The sequence below is a fragment of the Chryseobacterium ginsengisoli genome (assembly GCF_039542325.1).
Classification (GTDB): domain Bacteria; phylum Bacteroidota; class Bacteroidia; order Flavobacteriales; family Weeksellaceae; genus Chryseobacterium; species Chryseobacterium ginsengisoli.
Genome location: NZ_BAABHX010000006.1, coordinates 79495 through 95766 on the forward strand (window position 1 = coordinate 79495; position 16272 = coordinate 95766).

The 16272-nt window shown below is 33.6% G+C and carries 15 protein-coding genes; 3 read left to right on the forward strand and 12 right to left on the reverse strand.

All coding sequences use genetic code 11. From position 1 onward, the window contains the following. Nucleotides 1-30: 30 nt before the first annotated feature. The 3 genes from ABD940_RS17030 to ABD940_RS17040 all read left to right on the forward strand — a co-directional run bounded on the left by ABD940_RS17030 (nt 31) and on the right by ABD940_RS17040 (nt 2292). Nucleotides 31-1251, forward strand: a complete 1221-nt coding sequence (locus ABD940_RS17030; RefSeq protein WP_345206680.1) for a porin family protein — start codon at nt 31-33, stop codon at nt 1249-1251. A gap of 90 nt (nt 1252-1341) precedes the next feature. Next, entirely contained in the window at nt 1342-1641 is a 300-nt protein-coding gene (locus tag ABD940_RS17035; protein WP_345206682.1) for a rhodanese-like domain-containing protein, read from the forward strand. Between the two features lie 30 nt (nt 1642-1671). After that, on the forward strand, nt 1672-2292 hold the full coding sequence (locus ABD940_RS17040) for an HD domain-containing protein (protein WP_345206684.1): 621 nt from the start codon (nt 1672-1674) through the stop codon (nt 2290-2292). A 45-nt stretch (nt 2293-2337) separates the two neighbouring features. Here ABD940_RS17040 and ABD940_RS17045 read toward each other — a convergent pair whose 3' ends face one another. From ABD940_RS17045 to ABD940_RS17100, 12 genes are all read right to left on the reverse strand, one after another. After that, nucleotides 2338-3111: an alpha/beta fold hydrolase gene (locus tag ABD940_RS17045; protein ID WP_345206685.1), complete on the reverse strand. Its 774-nt coding sequence runs from the start codon at nt 3109-3111 to the stop codon at nt 2338-2340. A 15-nt stretch (nt 3112-3126) separates the two neighbouring features. Then, a complete protein-coding gene (locus tag ABD940_RS17050; protein ID WP_345206687.1) occupies nt 3127-4116 on the reverse strand; it encodes an NAD(P)H-dependent flavin oxidoreductase in 990 nt (329 codons plus the stop codon). A 72-nt stretch (nt 4117-4188) separates the two neighbouring features. Continuing rightward, complete coding sequence (locus ABD940_RS17055; protein WP_345206689.1) at nt 4189-4686, reverse strand: hypothetical protein; 498 nt, start codon at nt 4684-4686, stop codon at nt 4189-4191. A gap of 85 nt (nt 4687-4771) precedes the next feature. Then, nucleotides 4772-6142, reverse strand: coding sequence for a peptidylprolyl isomerase (locus tag ABD940_RS17060; RefSeq protein WP_345206691.1), 1371 nt, complete (start codon nt 6140-6142; stop codon nt 4772-4774). 87 nt (nt 6143-6229) lie between these two features. Beyond that, complete coding sequence (locus tag ABD940_RS17065) at nt 6230-7153, reverse strand: PfkB family carbohydrate kinase (protein WP_345206693.1); 924 nt, start codon at nt 7151-7153, stop codon at nt 6230-6232. A gap of 25 nt (nt 7154-7178) precedes the next feature. Continuing rightward, the gene (gldD, locus tag ABD940_RS17070) at nt 7179-7736 is read right to left on the reverse strand and encodes a gliding motility lipoprotein GldD (RefSeq protein ID WP_345206695.1); all 558 of its coding nucleotides are present in this window, start codon (nt 7734-7736) and stop codon (nt 7179-7181) included. Between the two features lie 293 nt (nt 7737-8029). After that, nucleotides 8030-9073: an A/G-specific adenine glycosylase gene (gene mutY, locus ABD940_RS17075; protein WP_345206697.1), complete on the reverse strand. Its 1044-nt coding sequence runs from the start codon at nt 9071-9073 to the stop codon at nt 8030-8032. A 138-nt stretch (nt 9074-9211) separates the two neighbouring features. Next, the gene (locus ABD940_RS17080) at nt 9212-9664 is read right to left on the reverse strand and encodes a hypothetical protein (RefSeq protein ID WP_345206699.1); all 453 of its coding nucleotides are present in this window, start codon (nt 9662-9664) and stop codon (nt 9212-9214) included. 79 nt (nt 9665-9743) lie between these two features. Then, nucleotides 9744-11105, reverse strand: a complete 1362-nt coding sequence (locus ABD940_RS17085; protein ID WP_345206700.1) for a DUF5458 family protein — start codon at nt 11103-11105, stop codon at nt 9744-9746. Nucleotides 11106-11126: 21 nt separating this feature from the next. Next, nucleotides 11127-11675 (reverse strand): type VI secretion system contractile sheath small subunit, encoded by a 549-nt coding sequence (locus ABD940_RS17090; protein ID WP_345206702.1) that lies wholly within the window; start codon nt 11673-11675, stop codon nt 11127-11129. A 158-nt stretch (nt 11676-11833) separates the two neighbouring features. After that, a complete protein-coding gene (locus ABD940_RS17095) occupies nt 11834-13933 on the reverse strand; it encodes a M13 family metallopeptidase (protein WP_345206704.1) in 2100 nt (699 codons plus the stop codon). Between the two features lie 241 nt (nt 13934-14174). Beyond that, nucleotides 14175-16202 (reverse strand): M13 family metallopeptidase, encoded by a 2028-nt coding sequence (locus ABD940_RS17100; RefSeq protein ID WP_345206706.1) that lies wholly within the window; start codon nt 16200-16202, stop codon nt 14175-14177. Nucleotides 16203-16272 lie beyond the last annotated feature (70 nt).

Consider the following 16272-nt stretch of genomic DNA (forward strand, 5'->3'; position numbering starts at 1 on the left):
CGTAGTTATTATAAAACTAACAGTGTACCCATGAAAAAAATCATCCTGTTGACAGGAATTATTTCGGCTTGCTTTTTCAATGCTCAAATTAAATTTGAAAAAGGTTATTTCATTGATAATTCAGGACAAAGAAACGAAGTTTTAATCAAAAATCTTGACTGGAAAAATAATCCGACAGAGTTTGAATATAAAACAAACGAATCTTCGAGTATTAACAAAGAAAATATTAAAAATATTCAGGAGTTCGGAATTGATAACGAACGAAAGTATATAAGAAAAACTGTGATGGTGGATCAATCTGTTGAAATTTTGGATAAAATATCACAGGAAAGAGCGCCTGATTTAAAGGAAGAAACCGTTTTTCTGAAATCTTTGGTGGAAGGAAAAGCCAGTCTCTACTATTATGAGAATAGAAATATTCAGAAATTTTTCTTTAGTGTAGATAATTCTGAGATCAAGCCACTTATCTATAAACCTTTTTATCTTAACAACACACAGATTTCTTATAATGAAGATTATAAAAATCAGCTTATTGAAAATCTAACTTGCGGTATTGATAATAAGAATATAAAAAAAATAAAATATCAGCCTAATGATCTTTCGAAAGCTTTTATGAATTATAATATGTGTTCCAATAGTACGAATACCGTAAATTATAATCAGATAAGTGAAAAAAAAGACCTTTTCAATCTAAACATAAGACCTGGAGTTAATTTTTCATCATTTAAAACTACTTTTGCCTCCTATTACAATGTTGCAGATGAGGTAACTAAATTTGATAGAGAAGCTGCATTCAGAATTGGTTTAGAAGCTGAATTTTTATTGCCATTTAACAAAAATAAATGGGCGATTTTCGCTGAACCGACGTATCAGTATTACAAAACAGAAAAGGAGTCTATTGCCTACGCAGGACAGTTTTTTGAGGCAAAATCGACAAGAAACGTTGATTATAAATCTATTGAAGTTCCTTTCGGAATAAGACATTATTTTTTCCTGAATGACAAATCGAAGATCTTCCTTAATGTTGCATACGTTTTCGACTTTCAATTAAACTCGAATATACAGTATGATTATCAGACTTTAAAAATCAATTCAGGAAATAATTTTGCGTTTGGTATCGGATATAAGTACAACGATAAATTCTCGGCAGAATTCCGTGCTACAACAAACAGAAACCTTTTACAAAACTATAACAACTGGACTTCAAATTATCAGACAATGTCTCTGTTATTGGGATATACTTTGTTTTAGGAATAAAAAAACCTTATAACAATCATTTATTATCATTAAAATTTTCCGTATTTTCGTTTAACATTTTTAATCATAAAAAATAAAACAGTTATGTCTTTATCAGAAGTTATAAAATCAGGAAATTATGAATTAATCGACGTTCGTGAACCAATGGAGTTGGAAATGGACGGAAATATAGAAGGTGCTAAAAATATTCCTCTTGGAGAAGTGGAAGACAGAAAAGACGAAATTCTGTCGATCGAAAAACCAGTGATTTTATTCTGCAGAAGTGGAAACAGAAGTGGAAAAGCTTTAGAATATCTTAATTCTCAAGGTTTAAAAGACGGTCACAACGGCGGAGGCTGGGCTGAATTGAAAGCAAATCTGGAAGCAAATCAAGGAACTTTTTAAAGTTCCTTTTTTTATCTAAAAATTTCACTGATGAGCTTAAAAGAAAGATTTTCACAAAACTGTATTTTATTCACTAAAGATCAAAATCTTATTGAAAATTTATGGTCTGAAATTGAGAAAAATTATTCTGAAAAAGACAGACATTATCACAATCTTGAACATCTTGAAAATATGTTTTCCGAGCTTGATTCTGTAAAAGATAAAATTTCAAACTTCGAAAACATTTCTTTCTCAGTATTTTATCACGATGTCATTTACGATGCAACTTCAAAACTGAATGAAGAAAAAAGTGCTGAGTTTGCTGAAATCAAATTGAAAAAATTAAATCTAGATCAAGATTCTGTTGAAAAAATTTCAGAGCAGATTATCGCTACAAAAGCACATCAACAATCAGAAAACAATGATATAAATTATCTTTTGGATGCTGATCTTTCTATTCTTGGAAAAGATTTGGAAACATATTTAGATTACACCCGAAAAATTCGAAAAGAATATTCTATTTATCCGGATCTTCTGTACAGACCAGGAAGAAAAAAGGTTTTACAACATTTTCTAGAACTGGAAAATATTTTCAAAACAGAAGATTTTAGAGAAAAATATGAAGATCAGGCAAGAAAAAATATTTTATTTGAGATTGAAAGTTTAGGTTAAAATAAAAAAGTGAACTCTGATTATGAGTTCACTTTTTTATTTTTTTTAATTTAGAATTCTATTTATAAATTCAATTGATCTGTTCAAAACCACCTTCGGATTTTCTTTGTGTGGAGTATGTCCAATATTTGGAATAATAAATTTTTCTGCGCTTCCGCTCACCTGCGAAATTGTTTTCTCAACCTGATCCAAACTACCATATTCATCGGCTTCTCCCTGAATAAATAATAACGGACTTGTAATATTCTTCAATAGATATTCGATATTCCAAGATCTGAAGCTATCGCTGAGCCAGATTTCTGTCCATGCTTTTACTATCATTTCAACCTTATTACCGTGATACTTGTGCAAACGTTCGGGAAGATTGGTTTTCTTATAAGCTTCAAAAGCATCTCTTACACCTTTTACAGTCACATCCTCCACGAAAATATGTCCGGCTTCACAAATGGTAGCTTTTACTTTTTCAGGGTATTTTGAGGCCGTAATTAACGCAATGGTTCCTCCGTCGCTGTGACCAAAAAGAATCGTTTCTTTGATATGTAATTCATTCAAAAGATCATTTAACAAATCGGCTTCTGCTTCCATATAATTGTTCCCTCTTTCATGGGTAGTCATTGGAAAAGATTTTCCGTAACCTAAACGATCATAAACCAAAAGATTACATTGTGCAGCTTCCGCTAATTTTGCAGGAAAATCTCTCCAAAGTTGAGTGCAGCCTAAAGAGTCATGCAAAAACACAATTGTTGGTTTATTTTCAAACGAATTGTTGTATTCTATATAAAATTTTTTACCATTTACATCAATAATCCTACCTTCCATTCATCTAAACTTTAATTATAAACTTGGATTATTTGCTGCTTCAAATTCTTTTAATAAATTTTGAAAAACTGTTTCCACAGGCAAAACATCATCAATCAAAGCTGAAACCTGTCCGATTTCCAGTTCACCATCTTCCATATCACCTTCGAACATGCCTTTTTTTGCTCTAGCTCTGCCTAAAGAAGCGATCAAAGATTCTTTGTTTCTCCCGACATTATAGATTTCTTCAAGCTCGTTAAAGAATTTATTTTTTACCATTCTTACGGGAGCTAATTCTTTCAATGTCAAATGAGTATCACCTTCCTGAAGCTCAGTAATTTTATGTTTCCAATTGTCATGTGCACTTGCTTCAACCGTTGCGGCAAAGCGAGAACCGATCTGAACTCCATCTGCTCCAAGAATCATGGCGGCTTTTATCTGTGAGCCTAAAGCAATTCCACCTGCTGCAATCAATGGCTTTGAAATATGTTTTCTTACGTTGGGAATCAGGCAAAAAGTTGTCGTTTCGTCTCTTCCGTTATGACCACCTGCTTCAAAGCCTTCTGCAACAATAGCATCAACTCCTGCATCTTCACACTTCATTGCAAACTTTGTTGATGAAACTACGTGAGCTACTTTTATTCCTTCTTTTTGAAGAGTTTCTGTATAAGCTTTCGGGCTTCCTGCAGATGTGAAAACAATTTTTACACCTTCCTCCAAAATAATATTGATAATTTCTTCCAAATTGGGGTAAAGCAAAGCGACATTTACACCAAAAGGTTTATCGGTAGCCTTTTTACATTTTTGAATATTTTCACGTAAAATATCGGGATACATACTCGCAGAACCAATTAAACCCAATCCGCCACAGTTAGAAACCGCAGAAGCCAGCTTCCATCCGGAATGCCATATCATTCCCGCCTGAATTATTGGATATTGAATATTAAATAGTTGTGTAATTCTATTTTGACTTTGCTGCATTTCGTGAAGTTTTTTAGCCGAATTAAAATCTATAAAATTGCTCATGTTGTAAAAATACTAAAAACAGTTCTTTTCAGTGAATAAAAAATATGGAAAATCGTTTAAAATAAAGGTTTATTAAGATTTAAAACTATCTAAAGTCTCATCAATAATCGGACTTATTTTTAAAAAATTCAAAGCCAAATCAATGATATCACTTTGAATGGTTTCGATATTTAAATTGATCCACCCTTCCATTAAAGTTAGTGGTCCAAAATTTATATCTACATTTTTCCAGTCTTCCTTATATTCAATAAATTGAGTTCTGAATTTTTCAGCAAAATCTCTACTTGAAATTTTATAACCTTTCAATTCACGAAGTTTTAAAGCGTGAATATTATAATACATTTTTCCTTCTTTAATAGTTTTATCATTTACCCAAACCGAAAAAAATATTCTACTTTTTGAGTTTAAGGGAGATTGAATCTCATTTGCCCATTCAGGTTTATAAATTTTCAAAGCAACAGATTCTAAAACTTCTTCAACAGATAATTTCAGACCAAGATCATCAAATTGCCTGAAAGAAATATCTTCCAGTGCTTCTCCAAAATTTCTCCTGTAAAAATTATAATCCATTCTTTACTGTTTGTATCAAAAATAATAAGTTTTTATAAATTTCAGACATAAAAAAAACCTCCAGAAATTCTGAAGGTTTTTTTTATTATTTTTTGATCGAATCTTTTTTCCAGCTTCCCTTGAAATTACAAGAGTTGTAGCGGCTGTCGATTGAAATAAATGTAGTTGGTAATTTTGAGTTCACAAACTTTTCAACCATTTCGTTTCGTTTTTTGTTGAGAGCCAACTGTTTTATTCTGTCGTAATCCGTTTCCAAAGTAATCTGGTGTGCAGGAATTACATCTTCAACTTTTACAATTTTTACAACTTTTCTATCTCTTTCGTCCTTATCATCAAAAGCATTTGTAATATCTCCTTTGTTCAAACCTGCCAATTCGTAGCTGATTGTTCCCGGAACTGTTTCTCTTTCGATTTTACTAGAACCATCTGCACCAGGAATTACCCCTGCGTTGAATTTTGTTCTTTTATCATCAGAAAACTTGAAAGCTGCATCCTTGAAAGTTATTTTACCACTATTGATCAAACCTCTGATACTGTCAAGCTTTATTCTCGCTGTTTTCACCTCATCGTCGGTTGGAGTTGTCATTAAAAGAATATGTCTTGCTTCATAGATCTTACCCGATTTTTTAACCAATTGAATCAAGTGATATCCAAACTCTGATTCTACAGGCTCCGAAATTTCTCCTTCCTGAAGGTTCAAAGCTGCAGCTTCGAAAGGTTTTACCATTTGACCTTTAGAAATATTTTTCATCAAACCTCCGTTTGAAGCTGTTCCTGTATCTTCAGAAAAAATTCTCGCCTGACTTTCAAAAGTTTCTCCTCCCTCAATATCTTTCTTGATCTTCTTCAACTTGTTGACCAGCTCCTGTTTATGAGCTTCTGTCAATTTAGGAAACATCATGATCTGAGATAACGAAACCTCGTCTTTGATCTCCGGAAACTGAGATTTGTACATATTGTAAAAATCAGTCACTTCATTTGGTGTAACGTCTGCTTTATCAGTAATTCTCTGATATTTAGCCTGCCCGTAATATTGATCTGCATCGATTTTTTCGATGGCATTTTTCATTTCGTATCCGTTTCTGAATTTATAAGCTGTTAACATTGCTTTTTCGTCAGGAAACTGAGAAAGTAACTGTTGATATTTTGCATTTGCACCTTCTTTAATCTGTGCAGTACGGTTTTCAATCAACGTATCTTTCTTTGCTTCGTAAACAAGAAGTTTGTTATTTAGAAGATTTTCCAAAAACTCACACTTATCTATATTAGAAGCTCCCTGCTGTTTTGCATAGTTCATCTGTTCGTTCACATCAGATTCCAGCACGATTTCATCACCAATTACAGCAGAAATACCATCCACTAAATCTCCTTGTTTCAGCTGTGCATTCATTGTATTTGCACCAAACAACATGATGAAAATTCCAAAAAGAAAAGTGATCTTAAGTTTATTTGTCATTTTACTATTTTAAACAAGTTGCAAATTTAGAATTCTTAATGAATTACACTAAATTTTTTATTATAAATATTTCTTAAAAAGACGTATTTATTGTAGTTCTACGTCGAAAGTTGTCAATTCTTTGAATTGTCTTAATCTTCCGAACATATCAGATTCGTTAACTTCCTGAATTCTTTCTGTTCCGAATTTTTCAACGGTGAAAGAAGCCATTGCAGAACCAACGATCAATGCAGACTTCATCGTCTCGAAATCGAATTTTCCTTTTTTAGCCAAATAAGCTGCAAAACCTCCTGCAAAAGTATCTCCTGCTCCAGTCGGATCGAAAACATCTTCCAAAGGCAATGCAGGAATCGCAAATACTTTATTATCATGGAAAAGTAAAGCTCCGTGCTCTCCTTTCTTAATGATAACATATTCAGGTCCCATTGTATGGATTTTCTTAGCTGCTTTTACCAAAGAATATTCTCCTGAAAGTTGTCTTGCTTCCTCGTCGTTGATTGTGATTACGTCTGTTTTAGCAATCATATCCATCAAAATATCCAATGCAGAATCCATCCAGAAATTCATTGTGTCCAGAATAACCAGTTTCGGACGGTTGTTCATTTTTTCAAGAACTGAAAGTTGTACTCCCGGGTGAAGATTTCCTAGCAACAATATTTCCGCATCCTGCATAGAATCTGGAATTTTCGGATCGAAATTTTCCAAAACATTAACTTCAGTTGCTAATGTATCTCTTGTATTCAGATCGTTGTGGTATTTTCCTGCCCAGAAGAAAGTTTTTCCTTCTTTTACAATTTCAATTCCTTCAATATTTACGTCTCTTTCTGTAAACATATCAAGATATTCTTGTGGAAAATCTCCTCCTACTACAGAAACGATTCCAGATTTTACACCCAAAATAGATGAAGTGATCCCGATATAAGTCGCTGCACCTCCTAAAATTTTATCAGTTTTTCCAAATGGCGTTTCGATTGCGTCGAACGCAACACTTCCTACAACTAAAAGTTTCATATTTTTTTCAAAGTATATTTTAAAATTAATTTTTCCATTCAAATGTGTCGAGCAAATGTTTCATATCTTTTTTGATATAATCCACTGCAGGAGCCAAAGAATCCGGCTTCGGTCTTGTGTTAAAGTATAAATAAGCAGTCACGAAATGTTTCGTACTATCCGTAATGTAAAATTGAAGATTGGAAGCACTCTGTCCTTTCAGTTCATAAAAATTCCCGTATACCTTTTTTGCAGGATATTCGAAAGATTTAGTGTCGATTGCGCTTGCCTTAATTGTGTGTTCGTAAACCATTTTTTCAGCTTCCTGAATGTGTGACGCAAAATCGTTTTGTATCGGATAATACGTTACGAATATTTTCGCCTTCATTTTAGGGTAGTTCAAGTAATACCAACAAGGCTTTTTAGCATCTGTTATTTTCGCAAAATCAGAATATTCAAATGTATAGTTACAATTGTTTTCAAATTTCTGATATTTCGGTTTGGGATATTCCAAACGAAGCTCTCCATAAGGTTTGGGAGTCGTTTCTTTATTACAAGACACCAAAAGTAAGGCAACAAAAATAAAAATGGCGTTTTTAAACATTTTGCAAAAGTACAAATTAGATTTCAGATATTGGAAGACAAATTTCAGGATTTCAATGAGTTTATATTTGAATTGATAAACTTAATTTGTTTTTAACGCAAAGAGCTATCATATGTCTTTAATTTCGAAAAGGTGCTTCATACTTTTTAATTGCATTGCTATCATTCTGACGAAGGAAGAATCTGTAATAATCATCATTAATCAATTTCAAGGTTGTCATTCAGAACGAAGCAAAGCATCTAAATAAGCCCAATAGATTTCTCCTTCGTCGAAATGACAAGCTGAGCATTTAATTACAAAATCCTATACGCTGTATGATAGTTTTCAATATAATTTTCCAAAGGTTTCGGGAAGGATTTTTCGTGAGAATCTTCAACGTTGGTGACAATGAAGTCATTTTTAGCAATAAAATCTTTCCAGACTTCTTCTGAATCAACCTCAACATTAAAAATTTCTATGCTTAAATTTTTGTGTGTAAGTTTATGATTAACCGTTTTTACACTTTTAATAAAAGGAATTAATTCCTCAGAAATCTCAGGCGGAAATTCAAACAATTTTTTCCAAATGAAATCATCTTTTCTTTGTTGAATCAAAAATTCTCCGTTTCTGTGAACGAAATAATATTTCAAATCTAAATCATTTGCTTTTACTTTTTTCGTTTTAACAGGAAATTCAGAAACTTTGTTCAATGAAAATGCTAAACAATTTTTATTTAAAGGACATTCATGACAGAGAGGATTTTTCGGTTTACAGATTTCCGAGCCCAAATCCATCATCGCCTGATTGAAATCTCCAACATTTTCGGGTAAAATCAAATGAGCTAATTCAGAAAAATAAATGAAAGCTCTCGAATTTGAAATATCAAAATCATCAGCAAAAATACGGCTTAAGACACGGTAAAAATTTCCGTCAACCGCAGGAATTTTCCCATCAAAACAAATACTTGAAACTGCAGCAGCTGTATATTTTCCGACACCTTTTAATTTTAAAATTTCATCGTATTCATGAGGAAAAGCTCCATGATAATCGTTCATGATCTGTTGAGCTGCTTTATGAATATTAATTGCTCTGGAATAATATCCTAATCCTTTCCAATACAGTAAAACCTCATCTTCCAGAGATTCTGCTAATGTTTTCACATCCGGAAATCTTTTAATGAAATTATTATAATGATTTAATCCCTGATTGATTCTTGTCTGCTGAAAAACAATTTCACAAATCCATATTTTATAGGGATTTTTTGTCTGCCTGAAAGGTAAATCGCGAGCGTTTTCCTTGTACCAACTTAAAAGCTTGTTACCGATTTGTTTAAAGTCTGAATTTTCTATTTTTTCCAAAAGTTTTCTTCTTCATTTTTAGATGTTTCGACAGACTCAGCATGACAACGCTACAATATTCTGCTATAAAACAGTTAGTATTAGAAATATCATGTTGAGCCTGTGGAGACATCCGTTTATTAATGCAAAGATAAAATTTTATTTATCAGCTTTCACGGAATAAACAGGCGCTGCTTTCAACCATTGATATTTTAAATTCATTTCTTTGGCAATAAAACGATAGCCTTCAAGTTTTTTAAGATAAATATAAGAAACAGAGTCTTTTTTAAACTTTAATTCCTGATTTGCAAGAAATTGAAAAGGAAAATCCACAATAGAATCTCTCGTCGTTTTCTCAACTTTACCAGAATGAACTCTATAGATAAAAATAGCTTTTCCGCGACCAGAAGATTTGTCGATAAGTTTAATATTTGATGAAGAAACAACCATATCACTTCCCTCAAAACACTCCTGAGGTTTCATAATATAGGCTTTTCCCTCCTGTCTTTCATCTGCAAAAAGGTCAATCGGATGATCTTGCTGAAGCTTTTTCTCCTCGCAACTGAAAATCACAAGAATTATTGGCAAAAAGTATAGCAACCTGCCTTTCATATTCATAATTTTTAATGATTTGGTAGAAAAAAACCGATGAAAAATTTGCATCGGTTTTAGTATTTTAATTGGAGTTAAATTAATCCTGAATGTATTCAGCATCCCATTCGTTTCCGTCGTCTCCTTTGTGTCCGTCCAATTTAATAACGAAACTTTTAGTAGGAAAATAAGGCGTCAAACGAATATCCAGCCAAACTCTGTCTTTGTTCACTTTATCCTGCTCAAAACGAACAATTTTGAACTTTTCGATCAGCTTATCTGCACCTTTGATACCGTCTAAGAAAGTAACGATTTGTCTTCTCAAGTCATCCTCGTTTCTTGCATTCCAGTTTTCGAAAGCTCTTCTGTTTAGGAAATCAAGCAAAACTTTCGTCACATAATCGAATACACGAACCACGGAATACGTCTGAAGTCCGATATTGTCTCCTGTAAATAATGTTTTTGCAGAGAAAGCCATAATTTTACCGTATTCGTTCACCATCGGAACCAATCCCATTTTTTCCAACTGAGAGATTTCACTTTTCTTCAATTCGAATTTTACGGCATCAACTTCATTAATGTTACCATGCTTTTTACCTGCAGCAACCTGAGACATCAGTGTTTTATGGATTTTCCCAGCCAATGAAGTTGAAGGCGGAAGTTCTACGTTTTCCTCTTCACCTACTTCTTCGGCTCTTCCACGACCAACCAACCAATTACACGTCATAATTACATTACTTCTGTGCAATTCGCCTCCCGTAAGGTTTGCAGAATGGAATAAATCTACAACGTCGTCCGGTTTATCAAGATTTGCGAAATCCGTAACCATCATCACTTTGTTCTCGTTACAGATCTTTGCCCATTTTTCAATGACCTTATTTGATCCCAAATATCCAGGAATTGCCAAAATTGAATAATTATCTCTAAGATCTAAACGATCGTAGTAATTTTTAAACTCATCTGCAATTGCATCAATGAAAATTGGATTATCCAAATCTGAAACCTGATCAAGACTTGCATTAACAATACTTACATTGTCAACTTTGTCAAGCTCGGTATTTTTGTAGAATTGAGCGACAGTTCTATAGTTTGTTTCCAACTGACGAACTGCGTCAAGAGTATTTTTTAAATTTGATTTTAAATTTTGATCCGCAGATTGCGCTTTTGTTTTGCATGTATCCGCCATTTTATCAGCTGATTCGTTTCCTTCCAAAAGATTCATCCAAAGATTGATTTTTTGAAGAAGCTCTTTTCTTTCGTCTGATTTATTATTGTCCGTAAGGAAGATTTCCTTTCTGGCTTTTCTCGTCGGGTTCATGTTTGCGATGCCGTCTACAACGGATTCTACAAAACCAAAACCACCAATTTTATTAAGTTCGGCAAGCGGATTTCCTTTCGGTTGTCCTGCGTGTTGCTGCTGCCCTTGTTGTTGGTTATCAGCTGCCTGTAATTTACTATCCATGATTAATGTAAAGTCTTTAGATTATTTTTCAAGTTCTTGTGCCACTTCTTTCAATACTTCTACAAACGCAGCTCTTGTCTGATCGTTTTCCAGCATATTACGCAGAATTTTATTCGTTTTCAACTGGCGCACAATTTTGTTATATTGTTCCTGCTCCATGCTGAGTTGCTGTAAATAATCTGATTTCTGAGTAAGACTTTTCGGGGTGAAGTCCGCAAGATTTTGAAAACGGAACTCCTCTTCCACTACATTACCGTCCTCCGTTTCGTGTTGTACCGCCACAGAAGGTTGGAAATGTTTGAAGACGTCATCCACAGTTTTTAATCCTGTTACAATTTCAGGAACGTAAGATTCATCTGTTGTAAGCTGGCTCACAATCAGCGACTTATTCTCCTGGATTTCCTGGATAGCTTCATTAGCGTCTACTTTTACTTCGTTTCCGCCAACGCCATAATTAAACATTGCCATATTATTGTTATTTTGAGATTTTATATTTTGGTGTGAATCGTATTTATCAGCATCAAATAACTGACCAATCCAATGTTTAAATTTAAAAAAAAACTGTAACATACAAAATTTTGTTAAGAATTTTCTTGAAATATTTAATATTAGTAGTTAAATATTAATCAAAAATCGATATTTAACGATGTCACTAAACTAGGAAAAATTAAATAAAAAAACGCATCATTTCTGACGCGTTTTTCGTTTCTAACAATTTTTGGCTTGTCTTACCAAATTTTTATTCTGTCTTGTGGGGCTTTATACATTTTGTCTCCCGGTTTGATATCGAATGCTTTGATGAAAGAATCCTGATTTACCAATGGACCAAATGCTCTGAAAACTCCCGGAGAATGCGGATCTGTCTTCACCTGATTGGTCATATATTGGTCAGTAGATTTTGTTCTCCAAACTGTTGCCCAGCTCATGAAAAATCTCTGATCCTGATTGAAACCACTGATTAATCCAGGATTTCCATGATCTTTAAGATACATTTGAAGAGCATCGTAAGCAACCGCTACTCCACCTAAATCTCCGATATTTTCGCCACTTGTAAATTTTCCGTTTACGAAACTTCCTTTTACAGGCTCATAACCACTGTATTGAGCTGCTAACTGACCAACTTTTGCATCGAAGTTTTTACGATCTGCATCTGTCCACCAGTTATTTAAGTTTCCATCTCCGTCGAATCTTGAACCGCTATCATCAAATCCGTGAGAAATTTCGTGACCGATAACTGCACCGATTCCACCGAAATTTACTGCTGCATCAGCTTTTGGATTGTAAAAAGGTGGCTGAAGAATCGCAGCAGGGAAAACGATCTCGTTGTTTGAACCGTTGTAATAAGCATTTACCGTTTGTGGAGTCATTCCCCATTCTGTTTTATCAACTAGTTTTCCAACCTTATCTAAGCTTCTCTGATACTGCCAAGCAGAAACATTCTGAAGATTTGAATATAATGTTGCACCCGCATTTGGAGATTCTACTTTCAATTGAGTGTAGTCTTTCCATTTATCAGGATAAGCGATTTTTACTGTGAATTTTGATAATTTATCCTGAGCTTTTATTTTTGTTTCAGGAGACATCCAATCCATATCGTTGATGTGGGTTTTGAATGATTTTAAAATGTAATCAATATACATTTCCATCTGAGCTTTTGCTTCAGGAGTAAAGTATTTTTCAACATATAATTTACCAAAAGCTTCACCAAGAACACTGTTTACCAAAGAAAGACCTCTTTTATCCATTGGACGTTGTTCTTTTTGACCTTGTAAATATTTAGAATAGAAATCAAACCTGATCTGTTCTAAATTTGCATCTAGGTTGCTTGCATTTCCATTAATTAAGTGATACTTCAAATAATCTTTCAGCAAGGGAAGGTTCTTTTGAGTAAGAAATGAATCCATATTCTGGTAATATTTCAACTCGCCAACGATAACTTTATCGGTATTTACTCCGGCTTCTTTCAAATATTTCGGAAGGTTGATATTTTTAACCAAAGCTGGTAATTCTTCTACCGTTTTTGGATTGTATCTTAAATTGGCATCTCTGTTTTGCTCCAAAGTCAATAAATAATTAGCTAATTGCTTTTCAAAATCAACAACATTTTTTGCAGCTGCATCAGAATTTTTATATCCTAAAACTCCGAATAATTTTCTAACATAAGTTTGATATTCTGCTAGTGTTTTTGTGTTGGCTTCATTTACTTTCTGATAATAATCTCTTCCTAAACCAAGATCAGGGCCTCCAAGATATACTGCATTCATTTTAGAATTCTTCATATCTGCGCTCACTCTCCATCCATAGAAAGAATTGTCACCTAATTTTGTTGCTTCCAATAAGTATTTTTGAAGATCATTAATATTTTTAATGGCATCAATTTTCGCTAAATCACCTTTAATTGGAGCTAAACCATCTGCATTTCTTTTATTTAAATCCATAAAAGAAGCATACAAATTCTGAATTTTCTGACCTTCAGAACCTGTTTGATATTTTTCAGATAAAATTTTATTTAAAATATCTAAAGAAGCATCATCTACATTTTCTCTCAATGCATTGAAAGATCCCCAACTTGCTTTATCCGAAGGAATCTGAGTAGTTTTTACCCAATTTCCGTTTACAAAGCTAAAAAAATCATCCTGCGGACGAACGCTTTTATCCATATAAGATAAATTGATTCCCTCTTCTTTTGCTTCCTCTTTTTTCGGTTCTACAATTTCAACTCCTTTCATTGTCTCAGGTTTTTGAGTATTGGCCGTTTTCGTTGTTCCACATGAATTTAAAAATACCAAACCTGAAAAGGCAAGTATTCCGATATTTAGCTTTTTCATTAAAGATTGTTTTTTGATTTTACACAAACTTACCAAATATACAAAATTATGTTAATTAGATATTTGGTAAATATTCAGAATGGCGTTGAAATTTTAATAAAATATTGGAAAATGCTTCGAGAACCTCAGCATGACACCGTTGAAATTTAGTTTTAGTGATGTCATGCTGAGGTTCTCGAAGCATTAGATCAAACAAAAAACCGCTCATTTCTGAACGGTTTTACTATTTTTAATCTGATGATTACCAGATTTTAATTCTGTCTGCAGGAGCTTTGTAAAGTTTATCTCCTTGTTTTACGTCAAATGCTTTGTAGAAAGCATCAACATTCGTTAAAGGACCGAAACTTCTGAAATATCCAGGAGAGTGCGGATCTGTTTTCACTTGGTTTACCATGTATTTTTCACTAGATAAAGTTCTCCAAACTGTTGCCCAGCTTAGGAAGAATCTTTGATCTTGCGTATAACCGCTGATTGATCCCGGATTTCCTTTATCTTTTAAATACATTTGAAGTGCATCATAAGCAATGTTTACGCCACCTAAATCTGCAATATTTTCACCGTTTGTGAAAGTTCCGTTTACATTAGTTCCTTTTACCGGCTCATATTTATCATATTGAGCTGCAAGAGCTTTTGTAGCTTTTTCGAAGTTAGCTTTATCTTCTGGAGTCCACCAGTCAACCAAGTTTCCGTCTGCATCGAACTGTGCTCCTGAATCATCAAATCCGTGACTCATTTCGTGACCGATAACTGCACCAATTCCACCGAAATTTACAGCAGCATCAGCTTTAGGATTGAAGAAAGGCGGTTGAAGAATTGCAGCAGGGAAAACGATTTCGTTGTTTACCGGGTTGTAGTAAGCATTTACCGTTTGCGGAGTCATTCCCCATTCTGTTTTGTCAACAGGTTTTCCGATTTTAGCTAAATCTTTGTTGTATTGCCATTCTGCAATGTTCTGAAGGTTAGCATATAAGTTTCCACCTTTAGCTTCAGAAGTGATATTTAATTTGGAATAATCTTTCCATTTATCAGGATAAGCAACTTTTACTGTAAACTTATTAAGTTTTTCCATTGCTTTTACCTTCGTCGTAGAAGACATCCAAGCCAAATTATTGATGTGAACTGCGAAACTTTTCTTTAAGTAATCGATCAATTCAACCATTTGAGCTTTAGCTTCAGCCGGGAAATATTTTTCAACATATAATTTTCCAAAAGCCTCTCCCAAAGATCCGTTGATCAACTCATACCCTCTTTTGTTTAAAGCTCTTTGTTCTTGTTGACCTCTTAAATATTTACCATAGAAAGCAAATCTCATGTCACCCAATTTTTCGCTTAGGTAAGAAGCACTTCCGTGGATCATGTGGAATTTCAAGTAATCCTTAATTACAGGAAGATTCTGAGCATTCACCAATTTGTCGAAATCTTTATAATAACCGATTTCTCCGATGATCACTTTATCTGTACTTACCCCAACTTTCTGAAGGTAAGCCGGAAGATCAACACCTTTTACCAATGTCTTAAGTTCAGCCATTGTTCTTGGGTTGTACTGAAGTGTATTATCACGACTTTGTTCGTTCGTAAGGTAAGTTTTTGCAATACTTTTTTCGTAATCTACGATACCTTTTGCAGCTGCATCAGCATTTTTGTATCCTAATTCTTTCAACATTGAAGCTACATATTTTGTATATTCTGCAAGAGCTTCAGTGTTTTTTTCGTTTACTTTCTGATAATAATCTCTTCCTAAACCTAGAGATGCATTTCCTAAATAAACTGCATTCATTTTAGAATCTTTCAAATCTGCATCTACTCCCCATCCGTACAAAGTATTATCGCCTTCTTTCGTTACAGAAGTAAGATAATTTTGAAGATCCGTAAGGTTTTTTATAGCATCAATTTTGTTGATATTTGCTTGAATAGGCTTGATTCCGTCTGCATTTCTCTTCGTCATGTTCATGTACGTTGCATACAAATCCTGAATTTTTTTACCTTCAGTTCCGTCTGCAAATTTGTCCTTCAAAAGAGAGTTCAAAATTGTCATTGAGTTATTGTCTGTATCATCAGCCAATTTGTTGAAACTTCCCCAAGTTGGTTTATCAGAAGGGATTTTGGCAGTTTTCATCCAAGTTCCACTCACGTAGTTATAAAAGTCATCTTGTGGACGAACTGATTTATCCATCAAGCTAATGTCTAGACCTTTGTCTGTAGCTTGCGCGTTCACTGTTTGTGAACAAATCCCTGCTAATAAAAACAAAGAAAGCGTTAATTTTTTCATTATAATTACAATTTATACAATAAGTATATCACTTATATTATTTGTTACTTTTTTATGAAAACAAATTTAA

Excerpts from the sequence above, each read along its gene's own strand:
- ABD940_RS17080 (WP_345206699.1), bottom strand. The coding sequence starts at position 9,664 with ATGAAAGGCAGGTTGCTATACTTTTTGCCAATAATTCTTGTGATTTTC.
- ABD940_RS17090 (WP_345206702.1), bottom strand. The coding sequence starts at position 11,675 with ATGTTACAGTTTTTTTTTAAATTTAAACATTGGATTGGTCAGTTATTT.
- ABD940_RS17030 (WP_345206680.1), top strand. The coding sequence starts at position 31 with ATGAAAAAAATCATCCTGTTGACAGGAATTATTTCGGCTTGCTTTTTC.
- ABD940_RS17060 (WP_345206691.1), bottom strand. The coding sequence starts at position 6,142 with ATGACAAATAAACTTAAGATCACTTTTCTTTTTGGAATTTTCATCATG.
- ABD940_RS17035 (WP_345206682.1), top strand. The coding sequence starts at position 1,342 with ATGTCTTTATCAGAAGTTATAAAATCAGGAAATTATGAATTAATCGAC.
- ABD940_RS17050 (WP_345206687.1), bottom strand. The coding sequence starts at position 4,116 with ATGAGCAATTTTATAGATTTTAATTCGGCTAAAAAACTTCACGAAATG.
- ABD940_RS17100 (WP_345206706.1), bottom strand. The coding sequence starts at position 16,202 with ATGAAAAAATTAACGCTTTCTTTGTTTTTATTAGCAGGGATTTGTTCA.
- ABD940_RS17040 (WP_345206684.1), top strand. The coding sequence starts at position 1,672 with ATGAGCTTAAAAGAAAGATTTTCACAAAACTGTATTTTATTCACTAAA.
- ABD940_RS17085 (WP_345206700.1), bottom strand. The coding sequence starts at position 11,105 with ATGGATAGTAAATTACAGGCAGCTGATAACCAACAACAAGGGCAGCAG.
- gldD (WP_345206695.1), bottom strand. The coding sequence starts at position 7,736 with ATGTTTAAAAACGCCATTTTTATTTTTGTTGCCTTACTTTTGGTGTCT.
- ABD940_RS17055 (WP_345206689.1), bottom strand. The coding sequence starts at position 4,686 with ATGGATTATAATTTTTACAGGAGAAATTTTGGAGAAGCACTGGAAGAT.
- ABD940_RS17095 (WP_345206704.1), bottom strand. The coding sequence starts at position 13,933 with ATGAAAAAGCTAAATATCGGAATACTTGCCTTTTCAGGTTTGGTATTT.
- ABD940_RS17045 (WP_345206685.1), bottom strand. The coding sequence starts at position 3,111 with ATGGAAGGTAGGATTATTGATGTAAATGGTAAAAAATTTTATATAGAA.
- ABD940_RS17065 (WP_345206693.1), bottom strand. The coding sequence starts at position 7,153 with ATGAAACTTTTAGTTGTAGGAAGTGTTGCGTTCGACGCAATCGAAACG.